The organism is Arthrobacter rhombi, from assembly GCF_039526245.1.
GTDB lineage: Bacteria > Actinomycetota > Actinomycetes > Actinomycetales > Micrococcaceae > Arthrobacter_H > Arthrobacter_H rhombi.
Window position 1 is genome coordinate 227,702 of record NZ_BAAAIV010000003.1, and the last position, 14,278, is coordinate 241,979.

The window sequence follows — 14,278 nt, forward strand, 5'->3', positions numbered from 1 at the left end:
AGGCACCCTCGCCTGCGGAGGTCTTGCGTTGGCGGTGAGCCCCGGATCGGCCGGCACCCCCGGATCCCACCCGGCTTGCCTCGCATCCACGGATCGCCCTAGCCTCGGACCATGCCATTTCCCGTTTCCTTGCCCACGATCAACGAGGCCTCCCCTTTCTTGAACTGGTCGTTCTGGCTGGACCGCCCCTTGAAGATCGTGGTCATCATCGTCATCGCGGTGATGCTCAACTACATCATCCGGCGGGTCATCCGCCGGACCACGGAACATATCGCCGCCGGTGAAGCAGCCGCCCTGTCCAAGGAGCGCAAGAAGACTGACAAGGCAGGACGGCGCTGGCTGGTGCAGGAGTCGCCCATCGCCGTCGCGCGGCGCACCCAGCGAGCCCAAACCGTCGGATCGGTGCTTCGCTCGGTCACCACGATCGTCATCACCACCGTCGTGCTGTTGACCGTCCTGTCCCAGATCGGGATCAACATGGGACCGATCCTGGCCAGCGCAGGCATTGTCGGTGTCGCCCTCGGTTTCGGCGCCCAGGCCCTGGTCAAGGACTACCTGTCAGGGATCTTCCTGGTGGCCGAGGACCAGTTCGGCATCGGCGACTACGTGGATCTCGGGGAAGCCGCAGGCACGGTCGAGGCCGTCGGCCTGCGCATTACGCAGGTCCGTGACGTCGATGGAACCCTCTGGCACGTGCGCAACGGCGAGATCCTGCGGGTGGGCAACTTCTCCCAGGGGTGGGCCCGCGCCGTCTTGGACGTCCCCGTTCCCTACGATACCGACGTCGAGGAGGTCAGCGACATGATCCTGGCTTCCGCCCGGAAGCTGCAAAAGGACCCCCAGTGGTCCAAGGAGATCCTGGACGATCCGGAAGTCTGGGGTGTGCAGGACCTCAGCGGGGAGTCCATGACGATCCGCCTGGTTTTCCGCACCACTCCGCTCCAGCAATGGGCCGTGGCCCGGGCCATGCGGGCCCGGCTCAAGGTGGACCTGGACGCAGCCGGCGTGCGGATCCCGCTGGTCCAGCAGACCGTGATCCGTGCCGCGAACCCGACGGGCTTCACCACCGACCATGCCGATCCCGAGGCGGACTCGGAAGCCGGGCCCTCCGAGGCGGCCGGCCGGCCGGGCCCGGCGCAGTCCTAGAGGCCGAGCTCGTCCTTGCCGAAGGCGAAGAGGTAGGGAACCCCGGCTTCGGCTTCGATGCGTTCCTTCGAACCGGTGTCGCGGTCCACGATCACGGCCACGGCGACCACGTTGCCCCCGGCGTTGCGCACACCCTCCACCGCGGTGAGCGCGGAGCCACCGGTCGTCGAGGTGTCCTCCAGGACCACGACATTGCGTCCGGCCACCTCCGGGCCCTCGACCTGGCGGCCCATCCCGTAGGACTTCTGCGCCTTGCGCACCACGAACGCGTCGATCGCGCGTCCCGCGGATCCGGCGGCGTGCATCACGGCGGTCCCGACGGGATCGGCACCCATGGTCAGGCCGCCGGCGTTCGTGAAGTCGATGCCTGCCTCATCGAGCAGGTCCAGCATGACGGAGCCCACCAGCGGAGCGGCCTCGTGGTGCAGCGTGATCCGGCGCAGGTCCACGTAGTAGTCGGCTTCCTTGCCGGAGGAGAGCGTGACCTTGCCGCGGACCACGGCGAGTTCCTGGATGAGTTCGAGCAGGCGGGTGCGGGCGTCGTTGTTCGAGGTCATGCTTCTTATTCTAGGTGGCCCGCCCACGCAGTGCCTTTCCTGCGGGTGGCAAGACAGCGGGGCGGTCCCGGGCTAGGGTGAAACCATGAACGCTCAGCGACCGATCGGATACTGGCTCAAGCTGGTGGACTCGCTCATTTCGGAGCAGTTCGCCGCCTCGTTGGAGGAGCACGGCGTCACGCGCCGACAATGGCAACTCCTGAACCTGCTCGGGGTGGATCCCCACACCTCGGACGAACTCATGGCTGCCCTGGCGCCGTTCTTCGACGAGGTCTCCCCGGAGGGCGAACCGGCATCGCCGGCCGAGCACCTGACCGAACTCCTGGAGTCCGGCTGGGTCGCCCAGGACGGGGACTCCTACGTGCTGACCGACCGCGGCCGCACCAGCCTGGAACGGCTTACGGAGATCGTCGAGGGCATGCGCGAACGCTCCAGCGCCGGCGTCACCGCCGAACAGTACGAGACCACCATCGCCACCCTGCAGCGCATGGCCACCAATCTCGGCTGGTCCGGCACGGAACGCGCATGAACGCACCCGACCAGAGCACCGATCCCCTCGAGGCAACGCGCACCGCCCCGCACCCCGACGAGGTCTTCCACGGCACCCCCGAGGACGACGGCGCCGCCTCCCCGGTCCGGGAAGTCACCTCGCCTGCGGCGATGGCCCGGCTCCAGGAGCGCGCCGACGTCGTGCGCGCCGAGGGCCGCTACGCGCTGGTGAACAGCTCCATCACCCCCCACGAGGCGATGGTGACCGACCTGTTGTTCATCCGCGACGTCCTCGACGCGGCGGGTGTGGGTTACCTGCTCGTGCGCGGCAACGACGCACGGCCGGTCATCGCCGTGCCCTGGACCGACCGCAAGGCCCTGCGCCAGGCCCTGGTGGCCGCCTGCCAGAATGAGCCCTTCTATTCGCTGACCGTCGATACCCGCAAGGACAAGGCGCTGCTGGTCGCCGACGGAAAACTAGCGGCCAGCTCCAAGGCGCGCATGTTCAGGCTCTACCGGCCACGCATCGAACCCGCCGGCGGCCTGGCATTCGGCGCCTCCACCGGCGTCCAGGTCGAGCTCTGGCAGTGGACGGATACCGGCCAGGTCCACCTGCCCATGGAGAACTCACTGACGCGGGCGACGCTACCCGCCGGCGAGGCGGTCCGCGGGACCGTGCACCGGTTCGGTCGCGAGTGGCCGACCATCGAGAACATGTTCGCCGAACACGCCATGGACATCTCCTTCCCGATCGACATGGTGTTCTCCTGGGTGGACGGCAACGACATCGAGCACCAGCGCTACCGGGCATCGTTCATGGACGGCGTCGTGGTCGGAGAAGGGGACGACGCCGAGGCCCGCTACCGGCAGATCGATGAGCTGAAGTACGCCCTGCGCAGCGTCTACATGTTCGCCCCCTGGGTGCGCCACATCTACATCGCCACCGATTCGCCCATCCCGGCCTGGCTGGATGCCGACCATCAGCGGATCAGCGTCGTGCGGGCCCCGGACCATTTCCGCGACCCGTCGGTGCTGCCGACCTTCAACTCACAGGCGGTGGAGTCCCAGCTCCAGCACATCGATGGCTTGTCCGAGCACTTCCTGTACTCGAACGATGACATGTTCTTCGGCCGCCCCCTGGGGCCAGACATGTTCTTCTCCCCCGGCGGGATCACCAAGTTCATCGAGGCGGGGACCCGCATCGGCCTCGGTGACAACCATCTGGACCGCTCCGGCTTCGAGAACTCCGCCCGCGTGAACCGCCGGCTGCTCAACGACCGGTTCGGACGGATCACCACACGGCACCTGGAACACACCGCGGCACCGCTGCGGCGCAGCGTGCTGCGGGAGCTGGAGGAGGTGTTCCCCGCCGAGTTCGCGGCCACGGCGGCGAGCCGGTTCCGTGCGAAGGACAACATCTCGGTCACCAACTCGCTGTACCACTACTACGCGCTGTTGACCGGCCGCGCGGTGACCAAGGAGAAGGCCAAGGTCAAGTACGTGGACACCACGATGTATGACGGCCTCGATTCACTGCGCAAACTGCTGAAGAAGCGCAACCAGGACTTCTTCTGCCTCAATGACGGCAGCTTCCCGGAGGTGCCGGCCCGGGAACGGCAGGAAGTGGTCACCGGGTTCCTGCAGGGTTACTTCCCGATCGCCGCCCCGTGGGAACGTCCAGCGGCCGGCCCCCACGCCGACTGACGGCCGCCGGGTCGATGCCGTTCTGGCGGAGGATCGCCGCCACCCGGTCCGGCGCCACCACCTCGCCGACGCTGTCCCCACCGGCTGCCGGGACCACGGAATGCACGATGCTCCCGGGAAGGACGTGGACCAGGTTGTAGGCCTGGGCGTCGTCGCGGCCCCGGGTCCCGCGGATCCCGAGCCCGGGGTCCACGCCGGCCGCCAAATCCTGCGTGTAGCAGGTGGCCGAGGCCACCGATACGGGGATGCCGACGAAGGTGCCGAAGGTCGAGTAGTGCAGGTGTCCGGCCAGGATGGTGCGCACATCGGTGCCCTGCAGCACCTCGGCGAGCGCCGCTTGCCCGCGTAACTCCACCAGGATCGCCAGCGGTTGGATGCAGGCCACCGGCGGATGGTGCATGGCCAGGATCGTCCCATCAGGTGCCGGGGTGGCCAGCTCGCCGCGGAGCCACTGCAGCTGGTCCGCGTCGACCTCGCCGTGATGGCTTCCCGGGACCGTCGTGTCCAGGGTGATGATCCGCAGTCCACCCACCCACGTCACGCGATCCAGGGGTTCGGTACCGGCCGGTTCCCCCAGTAGCTCCGTCCGCAGCGTCGACCGGTCGTCATGGTTGCCGGCCGCCCAGATGACCCGTGTCTTCAGGCGTGCAGCGGCTGGTTCGATGATCGAGCGCAGCGTCGCATAGGCATCGGGTTCCCCCTTGTCCGCCAGGTCGCCGGTGATGACCAGCGCGTCGGGTTGTTCACCCGAGGCCTCGAGCCGGGCCACCAGGGCACGCAGCCGCTCGATGCTGTCCAATGATCCGGCCAGCAGCGCGCCACCACCCCGTAGGTGGGTGTCGCTGAGGTGGACCAGCACATGGTCCGGAGCGGGGTGCTCCGGATGGATGGGCTCCATGAACGCTTCCTCACGCCAGGTGATTCCTGCTTGCTGCCCCCTACTATTCACCATCGGGGCCCCGAAATGCACCAGCACCGCGTCACAGCGTGCCGTCGAGCCGGGTACTACTGTGGAGGGATGCGCGAATTGCAGGCACGGATCATCAGCGACATGGGCGTGAAGCCGACCATCAACCCGGCAGTGGAGGTGGAACGTCGTGTCTCCTTCCTGCGCGATTACCTGGCCGCGACCGGCACCAACGGGTTCGTCCTGGGCATCTCCGGCGGGCTCGATTCGACCCTGGCCGGGCGGCTGGCGCAGCTGACCGTCGAGGAGGCAGCCACCGACGGCCTCGACGTGGACTTCGTGGCCGTCCGGCTGCCCTACGGCGTCCAGGCGGACGAGGACGATGCCGCCGCCGCCATGGAGTTCATTGCACCGAAGACCTCCTGGACCTACGACATCAAGCCGGCGGTCGACGCGCTGGCCACCGAATACTCGCGGACCACCGGGGCCGCGATCAGCGACTTCAACAAGGGCAACACCAAGGCCCGGCTGCGCATGACCGCCCAGTACGCCCTGGCCGGCGAGCGCAACCACCTGGTCATCGGCACGGACCACGCTGCCGAATCGGTCTCCGGTTTCTTCACGAAGTTCGGCGATGGCGGGGCAGATATCCTGCCGCTCTACGGGCTGGACAAGCGGCAGAACCGCCAGCTGCTGCGCCATCTCGGCGCACCGCAACGCCTGTGGTCCAAACCGCCCACCGCTGACCTGCTGGACGGCACGCCGCTGCGCACCGATGAGGACGAGCTCGGCCTGGCGTACGACGACATCGACGACTACCTCGAGGGTCGCTCCGTCCCGGAAGCCGTTGCCGAGGCCATCGAGACCCGGTTCCTGCGCAGCCGCCACAAGCGCGCCACCCCGGTGACGCTGATGGACGAGTGGTGGAGGACCCCCGCCGGCTGACGTCACGGAGGAAACGGGTCTTCCAAACACTAGGATGTCCACGTATATTCGGGGAAACACCTCGCCGGGGTCGGCCCGGTGCCCCGATGAAAGGTGAAAAATGTCAGTCACCGACGACTTCCGCGCAGCCCGCGACCATCTCGTCTCCCTGAGGGGCGACCATGCCCGGGCCCGCGAGGAATTCCGCTGGCCGGTGTTCACGGAATTCAATTTCGGCCTGGACTGGTTCGACGCCGTGGCCGCCACACCCGAACGGGCCGACACCCCTGCCCTGATCATCGTCGAGCAAGACGGGTCATCCACCCGCCGCACCTGGGCCGAGCTCTCCGCCCGCTCCAACCAGGTGGCCAACTGGATGCGCGAGTCCGGCTTCGCCCGCGGCGACAAGGCCATCCTCATGCTCGGCAACCAGGTCGAGTTGTGGGAGATCATGCTCGCCGGCATCAAGCTGGGCATCGTCATGATCCCCACCACCACACAGATGGGCCCGGCCGACCTGGCCGACCGCGTCGAGCGCGGCGGCGCCTCCTGGGCCATCGCCGGCACCGGCGATCTGGCCAAATTCGCCGACGTCCCCGGCGACTACCGGCTCGTCGCGGTCGGCGATGCGCCCACCGCCCTGGTCCAGGGCACGACGGCGGTGCTCTCCTATGCCGCTTCCGGCGCGTCCGCCACGGACTTCACCCCGGACGGGCCGACGCCCGGAGATGAGACCCTGCTGCTCTACTTCACCTCGGGCACCACCTCGAAGGCCAAGCTCGTCGAGCACACCCATACCTCCTACCCGGTCGGACACCTCTCCACCATGTACTGGATTGGGCTGGGCCCCGGGGACGTGCACCTGAACGTCGCCTCACCGGGCTGGGCCAAACATGCCTGGTCCAACGTGTTCACCCCGTGGATCGCCGAGGCCACCGTGTTCATCTACAACTACGACCGGTTCGACCCGGCCGCGCTGATGGACCAGATGGAAGCGGAGAAGGTCACCAGCTTCTGCGCCCCTCCTACCGTGTGGCGGCTGCTGATCCAGGCCGACCTGTCCCGGTTGAAGACCCCGCCCACCAAGGTGGTCTCCGCGGGCGAGCCGCTCAACGCCGAGGTCATCGACCAGGTGTACCGGGCCTGGGGCCAGCAGATCCGCGACGGGTTCGGGCAGACCGAAACCACCGTGCAGATCGCCAACACCCCGGGCCAGCCCGTGAAGATCGGTGCCATGGGCCTCCCCCTGCCCGGCTACGACGTCGTGCTGCTCGATCCCGCCACCGGCGAGGAGGGAGATCTCGGCGAGATCTGCCTGCGTCTGGATCCACGTCCCCTGGGGCTGATGAAGTCCTACTATGGCGACCCGGAGAAGACGGCCACCGCCTTCCGCGACGGCTACTACCACACCGGCGACGTCGCCGAACGGGACGAACGCGGGATCATCACCTATGTCGGCCGGGACGACGACGTGTTCAAGTCCAGCGACTACCGGCTGAGCCCCTTCGAACTCGAGTCGGTGCTCATCGAGCATCCCTCGGTGGCGGAGGCCGCCGTCGTGCCCTCACCGGAGCCGCTGAAGCTCAACGTGCCCAAGGCCTATGTCGTTCTTGCCGCGGGCCACGCCGCGGACGCGTCGACCGCTGAGGACATCCTGGGGTACTGCCGCGAGCACCTGCCGGCCTTCAAGCGCATCCGTCGGCTGGAGTTCGCCGAGCTGCCCAAGACGATTTCGGGCAAGATCCGCCGGGTCGAGCTGCGGCGCAACGAGGAGCACCGCCACGGTGGCACCCCGCCCGCAGGGCAGGGCGTGGAGTATGCGGACACCGACTTCCCGAACCTCAAGAGCCGCGGATGAGCACGGCGTTGCCCTTCGACCCGATTGCCGCGGCCCAACGCAACTGGGAGGACCAGGGGTGGACGGCCGAGGCGGCGCCCATGGCGGCGATCACGGCGATCATGCGCGCCCAGCAGATCCTGCTGCAGCGCTGCGAGGCGGTCGTCAAGCCGTTGGGGCTGACGTTCGCCCGCTACGAGTTGTTGGCCCTGCTCGGCTTCTCGCGGACCGGCTCGCTGCCGATGGTCAAGGTCAGCGCACTGCTCCAGGTCCACCCGACGTCGGTGACGAATGCCGTGGACCGGCTCGAACGTGCGGGGTTCGTCCAGCGCAGCCCCCACCCAACGGACGGGCGGACCACGCTCGTCTCGCTCACCGACCGGGGCCGAGATGTCGCCGAGCGGTCCACGGCGGAATTGAATTCCGCGGTGTTCTCGGCTCCGGGCTTCCCCGCGGAGGACATCACGGCACTGATCGGGATCCTCGGCCGTTTCCGCCAACAGGCAGGGGATTTCACGATCGAGCCACCGGACTGACACGCCCCGCAGGGGGACCTTTCAGTCGACGCCCGCGGAGCGGTCCCGGATATCGGTGATGATGCCGGAGAAGTCGCGACCGGCACCTCCCTCATCGCGGAATCGTTCATAGATCCGGGCGGCCATCGGCCCCAATTCGGCGGCGACGCCGGTGCTTTCGATCGCGTTCATCGCCAATCCCAGGTCCTTGGCCATCAGCGCACCGGCAAATCCGGGTTGGTAGTCACGGTTCGCGGGGCTGGCCGGCACGGGGCCGGGCACGGGGCAATTGGTGGTCACGGCCCAGCATTGTCCGGAGGCAGTGGAGACCACGTCGTAGAGGGCCTGATGGGTCAGGCCCAGCTTCTCTCCGAGCACGAAGGCCTCGGAAGCGGCGATCATGCTCACGCCCAGGATCATGTTGTTGCAGACCTTGGCCGCCTGGCCGGCGCCGTGGTCCCCGCAGTGGACGAGTTTGCCGCCCATGACCTCCAGCAGGGGTCGGACCGCCTCGAGGTCCTCGGCCAGGGCGCCGATCATGAACGTCAGCGTTCCGGCCTCGGCTCCGACGACGCCGCCGGACACCGGCGCATCGACGCTGCGGTGCCCTGCCTCCACCACCAGCCCTGCGGCTTCGCGGGCCTCGTCGACATTGATGGTGGAGCAATCCAGGAACATGGTGCCCGGGCCGGCAACGTCGAGCAGACCCGGACCGTCGACACCGCGGTAGGCGTCCAACAGCTGCTGCCCGCCGGGGAACATGGTCAGCACCACGTGGGCGCCTTTCACCGCCTCAAGCGCTGACGCGGCGGTGGGTATGCCCGCGGCTTGGGCTGCTTCGACGGCCGCCGGGACGACGTCGAAGCCACGCACTGAGTAGCCGGCGGCGACGAGGTTTCCTGCCATCGGCAGTCCCATGTGGCCCAAGCCCAGGAAGGCGATGGTTCCGGAGTCCATCAGGCACGCTCCTTGACGTCGTCCGCCAGGCCGAGTTCTCCACCGTGTTCGTCGGGCTCGAGCGGTTCGAAGTAGTCGCGGATCACCTGGGGACTGATCTGGTCCAGGGTCGCCGGGCTCCAACGCGGACGGCGGTCCTTGTCGATGACCTGGGCGCGGATGCCCTCGAGGAAATCATGGGAGGCGAGCATGCGCACCCCCACCCGATAGTCCTGGTCGAGCGCGTCCTCCAGGCTGCCCAGATCCGCGGCCCGCCGCAGCGCAGCCAGGGTGGTCTTCACCGCGGTGGGGGATTTGGCGGCGATCGTCTCCGCGGCCTCGGCTGCCGACCCGCCGCGCGTGCGCAACCTGCCGAGGATCCGTTCGATGGAATCCCCGGCGTAGTCCTTGCCCATGGCGCCGCAGTCGTCGGCCAGGCCGGAAACGGGGGCCGGGAGGGCGACCTGCGTGATGGCGGCTTCAACGTCGTCCGGGTGGGCCGCCGTTTCCAGGGCAGTTGCCAATGCCGGCAGGGAGCCGGAATCCACGTAGGTGTCTGCCAGCCCGAGGTGCAGGGCGTCGGCGGCATCCAGGTGCGCGCTGGTCAACGCGGCATGGGTTCCAGATTCCCCCGGCGCACGGGCCAGCAGGTAGAGCCCGCCCACGTCGGGAACGAATCCGATGGTCGTTTCGGGCATTCCGGTGCGGGTCCGTTCGGTGACGATCCGGTGGCTTCCGTGGGCCGCGACGCCGACCCCGCCACCGAGGACCAATCCGTCCATGAAGGCGACGTACGGTTTCGGATAGCTGGCGATCAGGGCGTTGAGCCGGTACTCGGCCCGCCAGAAGGCGGCAGTGGCCGTTCCTCCGCCGGGGATGTCACGGTAGATGGCGACGATGTCGCCGCCAGCGCACAACCCGCGCTCACCGGCACCGGTCAACAGGACGCTCACCACTGCGTCGTCGTCCTGCCACCGCCTGAGCTGGGTGTACATGGCCTCGACCATGCCGTGGGTGAGGGCATTGACGGAGCGGGGACGGTTCAGGGTGATGATGCCCAGGGTTCCGCGGACCTCGAACAGGACCTCGGGTTCGGTGGGGGCGTCGTTCATGGAATGTCCTTCCGGGTGGCGGTTCGTTGGCCAGGACCCGGCACTCCGGCCGCGGTCCAGGCCACCCGAACTCCAAGCTACTCGGACACCCTTTGAATTTCTAGGGAGGTCCGGTGCCGGTGGACCACCGCGGCCGCCCCCGTGGGGCGGCCACCTCGTGCGAGCTCGACACCCGCCCCGTCCCGGCGCTCCCCGGCCCACATCACCGGCGGGGAATAGCCGAACTGCCGATCACCGGGTCTCCGGCTACCGGCCCACCGGGGACCGGCGCAAGACCAGCCAGCTGCCGGCGGCGCTCAGGAGGCCGAGCACGATCAGGACGACGGCGATCCTGGCGACAATATCGACGCTGAAGAACGAGACCACGTCCACTCCCAGGCTCAGCAACGCCCAGGCGATCAGCAGCATCACGGCGACGATGCCGAAGACCACCAGAAGCACCCCCTTCTGGTTCCATCGCACGAACACGGAGGCGAACATCGTTCCGACGAAGAGGGTCAGCATGCTGATCCCGAAGCCCATGAGGAAGATGTCGGGGAAGCTGCCGTTGCCCATGACGTACACGTCGAACATGTGGGTACCGGTGAACCAATGGCCCGTTACCTTCTCCAGGGCGAGGAATACGGTCATGGCCGCCCCGACGTAGACCGACTCGAGGGTCAGGGCGATGGCGGTACCGGTCCAGTACTGGCGACGTGTCGCCCCCATGCCCATCGCAAACGGCATGGTCCGCGCATAGGCCATGGCCCCGACGCTGACAAAATACCCGCCGAAGCACCACAGGGGCGCTTGGTTGTAGCGGAACCCCTCGCTGATCTCCGTGGGATCCCCGGGGACGAAGGCCCGGACCAGGAGCATGATGGCCACACAGACCGCGGTGGTCGTGGCGAAGATCGTCATCGGCACACCCAGCAACCGCATGGGGTCGGCAAAGTGCAGGCGGACGACCTTCATCAGGGGCCCGGCTGGCCGATGTTCGGGCCGATCGGCAGGAAGGGGCGTGGATAGCTGGCTCGTGCTCATCGGAGGGCCTCCTCGGCCTGGTGCTGGGTCTGTGATGGGGAGCCGGTGGCGGCAATGGATGCCTCGCCGCTCTCGAGCAGTCCGTAGGCGGCGACGAGTTCCTGGAGCGAGACGGGGCCGACTTCCAGACCGGCTGCCTTCGCGGTGGAGCGCGTCGCCTCATCGGGAGCTCCGGCGAGGGTGACCGACCGCAGACCGCCCAGGGCCTGGCTGCGCAGGATGTGTCGATCACCTACGGCGGCTTCCACGGCCCCGGCCGTCCCGGACAGCGTGAAGGCGGAACCTGTGGCCTCCTCGACAGAGGAATCCAGCACCTTCCGCCCGTCCTGGAGGACGACGACGTGCTCCAGCAGGTTGGCGGCCTCGTCGATGAGGTGCGTCGACATGAGAATGGTGCGCGGGTGCTCCATGTAGTCCTCAAGCAGCAGGTCATAGAAGATACCGCGGGCAGTGGCGTCCAGGCCCAGGTACGGCTCGTCGAAGAAGGTCACGGGCGCCCGGGAGGCGAGCCCGACGACAATCGCCACGGCGGAGAGTTGTCCCCGCGAAAGTTTCTTGATCGGCGTCTTCAGGGGCAGGCGGAATTCACCGACCAGGCGTCGGGCGAGATCGGCGTCCCAACCGGCATAGAACCAGACGGCGGCCCGCAGCACGTGTGCGACCTTGAACTCCTCCGGGTACTTCTGGTTCTCCCGCGCGAAGCTCAATTGCGCGAGCACCTGCGCGTTCTCGAACGGATCGTCCCCGAGGACCCTGGCTTGTCCAGAGGTCTTGAGTTCCTGCCCTGCCAGGATCGACATCAGCGTGGTCTTGCCGGCGCCATTGCGGCCCAACAGCCCGCAAATGGTGTTCTTCTCGATGCCGATCGTGAGGTCATCGAGCACTGTGGTGGTGCCGTATTTCTTGGTCAGCGACCGGGTTTCGATTGCGAAGTTCATCTCGTCCTGCCTCAAGCTTGTCCAGCGAAGACGGCGCGTTGGCCAATCATCGCAATGAGTTCGTCGGCGTCGATGCCGAGACGGTCCGCCTCATGCAGCAACGGGTTCACAAACTGGTCTCCGAAGGCCTCACGCCGTGTCGCTGTGAGGGTGGCGCGCGCGCCGGTGGCAACAAACATCCCGATTCCCCTTCGTTTGTACAGGACTCCCGCATCGACCAGCCGATTCAGTCCCTTTCCGGCGGTCGCCGGATTGATGCGCATGAACGCCGCGAATTCATTCGTCGAGGGAACCTGCGTTTCCTCCGGATAGGTGCCATCGAGGATGCGCCCCTCGATCTCCTCTGCCAGTTGAATGAAGATCGGTTTCGAATCATCCACGGCTTTCACCGACCTTCATTGGTTCATTACTCATGTAACTAACTAGAGCACCCTGGCGGTCTCCCGTCAAGGGCTCGCCACCGGCCGCCCGCGGGTTGATAGGTTGGGGACGTGAAGATTGCAACCTGGAACGTGAACTCCCTCCGAGCCCGCGCCGACCGCGTGGAAGACTGGCTGCGCCGTACCGACGTCGACGTCCTGGCGATCCAGGAGACGAAGTGCAAGGACGAGAACTTCCCCTGGGAACTATTCGAGAACAATGACTACGAGGTCGCCCACTTCGGCTTCAGCCAGTGGAATGGCGTCGCCATCGCCTCCCGCGTCGGGCTCGAGGATGTCGAGCGCACCTTTGCCGAACAGCCGGCCTTCGGCAAGGGCGGAAAGGATCCCGTCCAGGAAGCCCGCGCCATCGGCGCCACCTGCGGCGGAGTACGCATCTGGAGCCTCTACGTCCCCAATGGACGCGGCCTGCAGGACGAACACATGCCCTACAAACTCCAGTGGCTGGACCAGCTGCGCGAAAATGCCGCCGGCTGGCTCGCCGAAGACCCCACGGCGCAGATCGCCCTGATGGGCGATTGGAACATCGCCCCCCGCGATGAGGATGTCTGGGACATCGACTTCTTCGTCGAAAACGAGATGACCCACGTCTCCGCTCCCGAGCGTGCGGCCTTCCAGGATTTCGTCGACGCAGGGTTCGCCGACGTCGTCCGCCCCCACACCCCCGGCCCCGGCGTCTACACCTACTGGGACTACACGCAATTGCGCTTCCCGAAGAAGGAGGGCATGCGCATCGACTTCACGCTGGCCTCGCCAGCGCTTGCCGCACGTGTCGAGACGGCGTGGATCGACCGCGAGGAACGCAAGGGCAAGGGCGCCTCCGACCACGCGCCTGTGGTCGTGGAGCTCGGCTAGATGGCCTCACGCGGAACCAGCGCACGCCGCCGGCTACCGCCGACGTCGTACCTGCGCGTCTTCGAACCGCTGCGCGCGTACGACGACGATGCCCAGCTGGCCATTTCCGCGCAGCGCGGTATGGGCAGGACGGAATTCGAGGAACGCTCGGCGGAGGATACCCTCGGTCGCCTCACCCGCGGCATCACCGACCCCTTCCCCCACGAGCAGGCCGAACGCTACCGTGAGCTGCACTACCCGGGCGCCGATGGCCTGACCGCCCCCTATTACTGCCCGGACCAGCTGCCCACGCGCTCGACCCTGGCCGCCGAGCAGCTCGATTCCACCATGCGCCCGGCGCTGCTCGAACTGCTCGTCCCCGACGCCTCCCGGAGTGCGAACGCCGAACGGATCGGGCACGAGGCCTTCGCCGAGGCCGTGGCCTCGCTGCACACGCGCAGCGCCACCTGGGGCATCCCCATGGGATGGTTCGTCCTCCTGACAGAGGAGGACCATTGCGAGATCGAGGAGGACGGAACCCGCCTGCTCACGGTCAGATTGAGCGCACCGGCGGTACAGGTCATGGAACGGGCCCGGTTCGCGGCGGCCTCGTTGGCCATCCACGCCCCCGAGCTCGACATCCTGGACGAACTCACCTCACTCGGCGAGTGGATCGGCCTCTTCCACGAAGACTCAATCATCGAGCTGGACTACGGCCCCGTGGCCGAACGCGTTTGGCCCGACGAGTCGTCCCAGGACCTCAAGCTCGGCATCGAGTCACTAGCCGAGCAGGACATGCTCGGCGCAGCCGCTGCCTACCGCCGCCTGACAACCCGCTGGTTGAAAGTTCGCCAGCTGGCGCGCGCGAACTGATCGCAGCTCCTTCGAAGCGCCCATGGGGAGTTCTCCCCATCGC

Annotated in this window: 15 protein-coding genes; 8 read left to right on the forward strand and 7 right to left on the reverse strand. The window is 67.4% G+C overall.

The genetic code is table 11. The features are described 5' to 3' along the window. The first annotated feature begins 111 nt into the window (after nt 1–111). Nucleotides 112–1,146, forward strand: a complete 1,035-nt coding sequence (locus tag ABD088_RS02075) for a mechanosensitive ion channel family protein (protein ID WP_343899754.1) — start codon at nt 112–114, stop codon at nt 1,144–1,146. Here ABD088_RS02075 and pyrE read toward each other — a convergent pair. Next, complete coding sequence (gene pyrE, locus ABD088_RS02080) at nt 1,143–1,703, reverse strand: orotate phosphoribosyltransferase (protein WP_343899755.1); 561 nt, start codon at nt 1,701–1,703, stop codon at nt 1,143–1,145. The genes ABD088_RS02075 and pyrE overlap by 4 nt on opposite strands. Nucleotides 1,704–1,788: 85 nt before the next feature. Here pyrE and ABD088_RS02085 point away from each other — a divergent pair, with 85 nt between their 5' ends. Together ABD088_RS02085 and ABD088_RS02090 are read left to right on the forward strand one after the other, a co-directional pair. Next, nucleotides 1,789–2,232, forward strand: a complete 444-nt coding sequence (locus tag ABD088_RS02085; protein WP_343899757.1) for a MarR family winged helix-turn-helix transcriptional regulator — start codon at nt 1,789–1,791, stop codon at nt 2,230–2,232. Further along, nucleotides 2,229–3,896, forward strand: a complete 1,668-nt coding sequence (locus tag ABD088_RS02090; protein ID WP_343899758.1) for a stealth family protein — start codon at nt 2,229–2,231, stop codon at nt 3,894–3,896. The genes ABD088_RS02085 and ABD088_RS02090 overlap by 4 nt, the downstream gene beginning before the upstream one ends. On the opposite strand, the gene ABD088_RS02095 is transcribed toward ABD088_RS02090, so the two are convergent. After that, nucleotides 3,820–4,794: a phosphodiesterase gene (locus ABD088_RS02095; protein WP_343899759.1), complete on the reverse strand. Its 975-nt coding sequence runs from the start codon at nt 4,792–4,794 to the stop codon at nt 3,820–3,822. The genes ABD088_RS02090 and ABD088_RS02095 overlap by 77 nt on opposite strands. Before the next feature lie 120 nt (nt 4,795–4,914). On the opposite strand from ABD088_RS02095, the gene nadE reads away from it, so the two are divergent. The 3 genes from nadE (at nt 4,915) to ABD088_RS02110 (ending at nt 8,100) form a co-directional block, all read left to right on the forward strand. Further along, nucleotides 4,915–5,748, forward strand: coding sequence for an ammonia-dependent NAD(+) synthetase (gene nadE / locus ABD088_RS02100; RefSeq protein ID WP_343899760.1), 834 nt, complete (start codon nt 4,915–4,917; stop codon nt 5,746–5,748). A 100-nt stretch (nt 5,749–5,848) separates the two neighbouring features. Beyond that, complete coding sequence (locus tag ABD088_RS02105; protein ID WP_343899761.1) at nt 5,849–7,585, forward strand: AMP-binding protein; 1,737 nt, start codon at nt 5,849–5,851, stop codon at nt 7,583–7,585. Further along, entirely contained in the window at nt 7,582–8,100 is a 519-nt protein-coding gene (locus tag ABD088_RS02110) for a MarR family winged helix-turn-helix transcriptional regulator (protein ID WP_343899762.1), read from the forward strand. The genes ABD088_RS02105 and ABD088_RS02110 overlap by 4 nt, the downstream gene beginning before the upstream one ends. Before the next feature lie 21 nt (nt 8,101–8,121). Here ABD088_RS02110 and mmsB read toward each other — a convergent pair whose 3' ends face one another. From mmsB to ABD088_RS02135, 5 genes are all read right to left on the reverse strand, one after another. Continuing rightward, a complete protein-coding gene (gene mmsB / locus ABD088_RS02115) occupies nt 8,122–9,036 on the reverse strand; it encodes a 3-hydroxyisobutyrate dehydrogenase (protein ID WP_343899764.1) in 915 nt (304 codons plus the stop codon). Next, nucleotides 9,036–10,127 (reverse strand): enoyl-CoA hydratase/isomerase family protein, encoded by a 1,092-nt coding sequence (locus ABD088_RS02120; protein ID WP_343899766.1) that lies wholly within the window; start codon nt 10,125–10,127, stop codon nt 9,036–9,038. Before ABD088_RS02120 ends, mmsB begins: the two co-directional genes overlap by 1 nt. A 246-nt stretch (nt 10,128–10,373) precedes the next feature. After that, entirely contained in the window at nt 10,374–11,150 is a 777-nt protein-coding gene (locus ABD088_RS02125; RefSeq protein WP_343899767.1) for a hypothetical protein, read from the reverse strand. Next, nucleotides 11,147–12,088: an ATP-binding cassette domain-containing protein gene (locus ABD088_RS02130; RefSeq protein ID WP_343899768.1), complete on the reverse strand. Its 942-nt coding sequence runs from the start codon at nt 12,086–12,088 to the stop codon at nt 11,147–11,149. Before ABD088_RS02130 ends, ABD088_RS02125 begins: the two co-directional genes overlap by 4 nt. An 11-nt stretch (nt 12,089–12,099) precedes the next feature. Continuing rightward, nucleotides 12,100–12,468, reverse strand: coding sequence for a GntR family transcriptional regulator (locus tag ABD088_RS02135; RefSeq protein ID WP_343899770.1), 369 nt, complete (start codon nt 12,466–12,468; stop codon nt 12,100–12,102). Between the two features lie 111 nt (nt 12,469–12,579). Here ABD088_RS02135 and ABD088_RS02140 point away from each other — a divergent pair, with 111 nt between their 5' ends. Continuing rightward, the gene (locus ABD088_RS02140) at nt 12,580–13,383 is read left to right on the forward strand and encodes an exodeoxyribonuclease III (RefSeq protein WP_343899772.1); all 804 of its coding nucleotides are present in this window, start codon (nt 12,580–12,582) and stop codon (nt 13,381–13,383) included. Further along, complete coding sequence (locus ABD088_RS02145; RefSeq protein WP_343899773.1) at nt 13,384–14,235, forward strand: DUF8083 family protein; 852 nt, start codon at nt 13,384–13,386, stop codon at nt 14,233–14,235. Nucleotides 14,236–14,278 lie beyond the last annotated feature (43 nt).

Bases quoted from the DNA above. Each gene is read 5' to 3' on its own strand.
- ABD088_RS02075 (WP_343899754.1), top strand. From the start codon at position 112: ATGCCATTTCCCGTTTCCTTGCCCACGATCAACGAGGCCTCCCCTTTC.
- pyrE (WP_343899755.1), bottom strand. From the start codon at position 1,703: ATGACCTCGAACAACGACGCCCGCACCCGCCTGCTCGAACTCATCCAG.
- ABD088_RS02085 (WP_343899757.1), top strand. From the start codon at position 1,789: ATGAACGCTCAGCGACCGATCGGATACTGGCTCAAGCTGGTGGACTCG.
- ABD088_RS02090 (WP_343899758.1), top strand. From the start codon at position 2,229: ATGAACGCACCCGACCAGAGCACCGATCCCCTCGAGGCAACGCGCACC.
- ABD088_RS02095 (WP_343899759.1), bottom strand. From the start codon at position 4,794: ATGGAGCCCATCCATCCGGAGCACCCCGCTCCGGACCATGTGCTGGTC.
- nadE (WP_343899760.1), top strand. From the start codon at position 4,915: ATGCGCGAATTGCAGGCACGGATCATCAGCGACATGGGCGTGAAGCCG.
- ABD088_RS02105 (WP_343899761.1), top strand. From the start codon at position 5,849: ATGTCAGTCACCGACGACTTCCGCGCAGCCCGCGACCATCTCGTCTCC.
- ABD088_RS02110 (WP_343899762.1), top strand. From the start codon at position 7,582: ATGAGCACGGCGTTGCCCTTCGACCCGATTGCCGCGGCCCAACGCAAC.
- mmsB (WP_343899764.1), bottom strand. From the start codon at position 9,036: ATGGACTCCGGAACCATCGCCTTCCTGGGCTTGGGCCACATGGGACTG.
- ABD088_RS02120 (WP_343899766.1), bottom strand. From the start codon at position 10,127: ATGAACGACGCCCCCACCGAACCCGAGGTCCTGTTCGAGGTCCGCGGA.
- ABD088_RS02125 (WP_343899767.1), bottom strand. From the start codon at position 11,150: ATGAGCACGAGCCAGCTATCCACGCCCCTTCCTGCCGATCGGCCCGAA.
- ABD088_RS02130 (WP_343899768.1), bottom strand. From the start codon at position 12,088: ATGAACTTCGCAATCGAAACCCGGTCGCTGACCAAGAAATACGGCACC.
- ABD088_RS02145 (WP_343899773.1), top strand. From the start codon at position 13,384: ATGGCCTCACGCGGAACCAGCGCACGCCGCCGGCTACCGCCGACGTCG.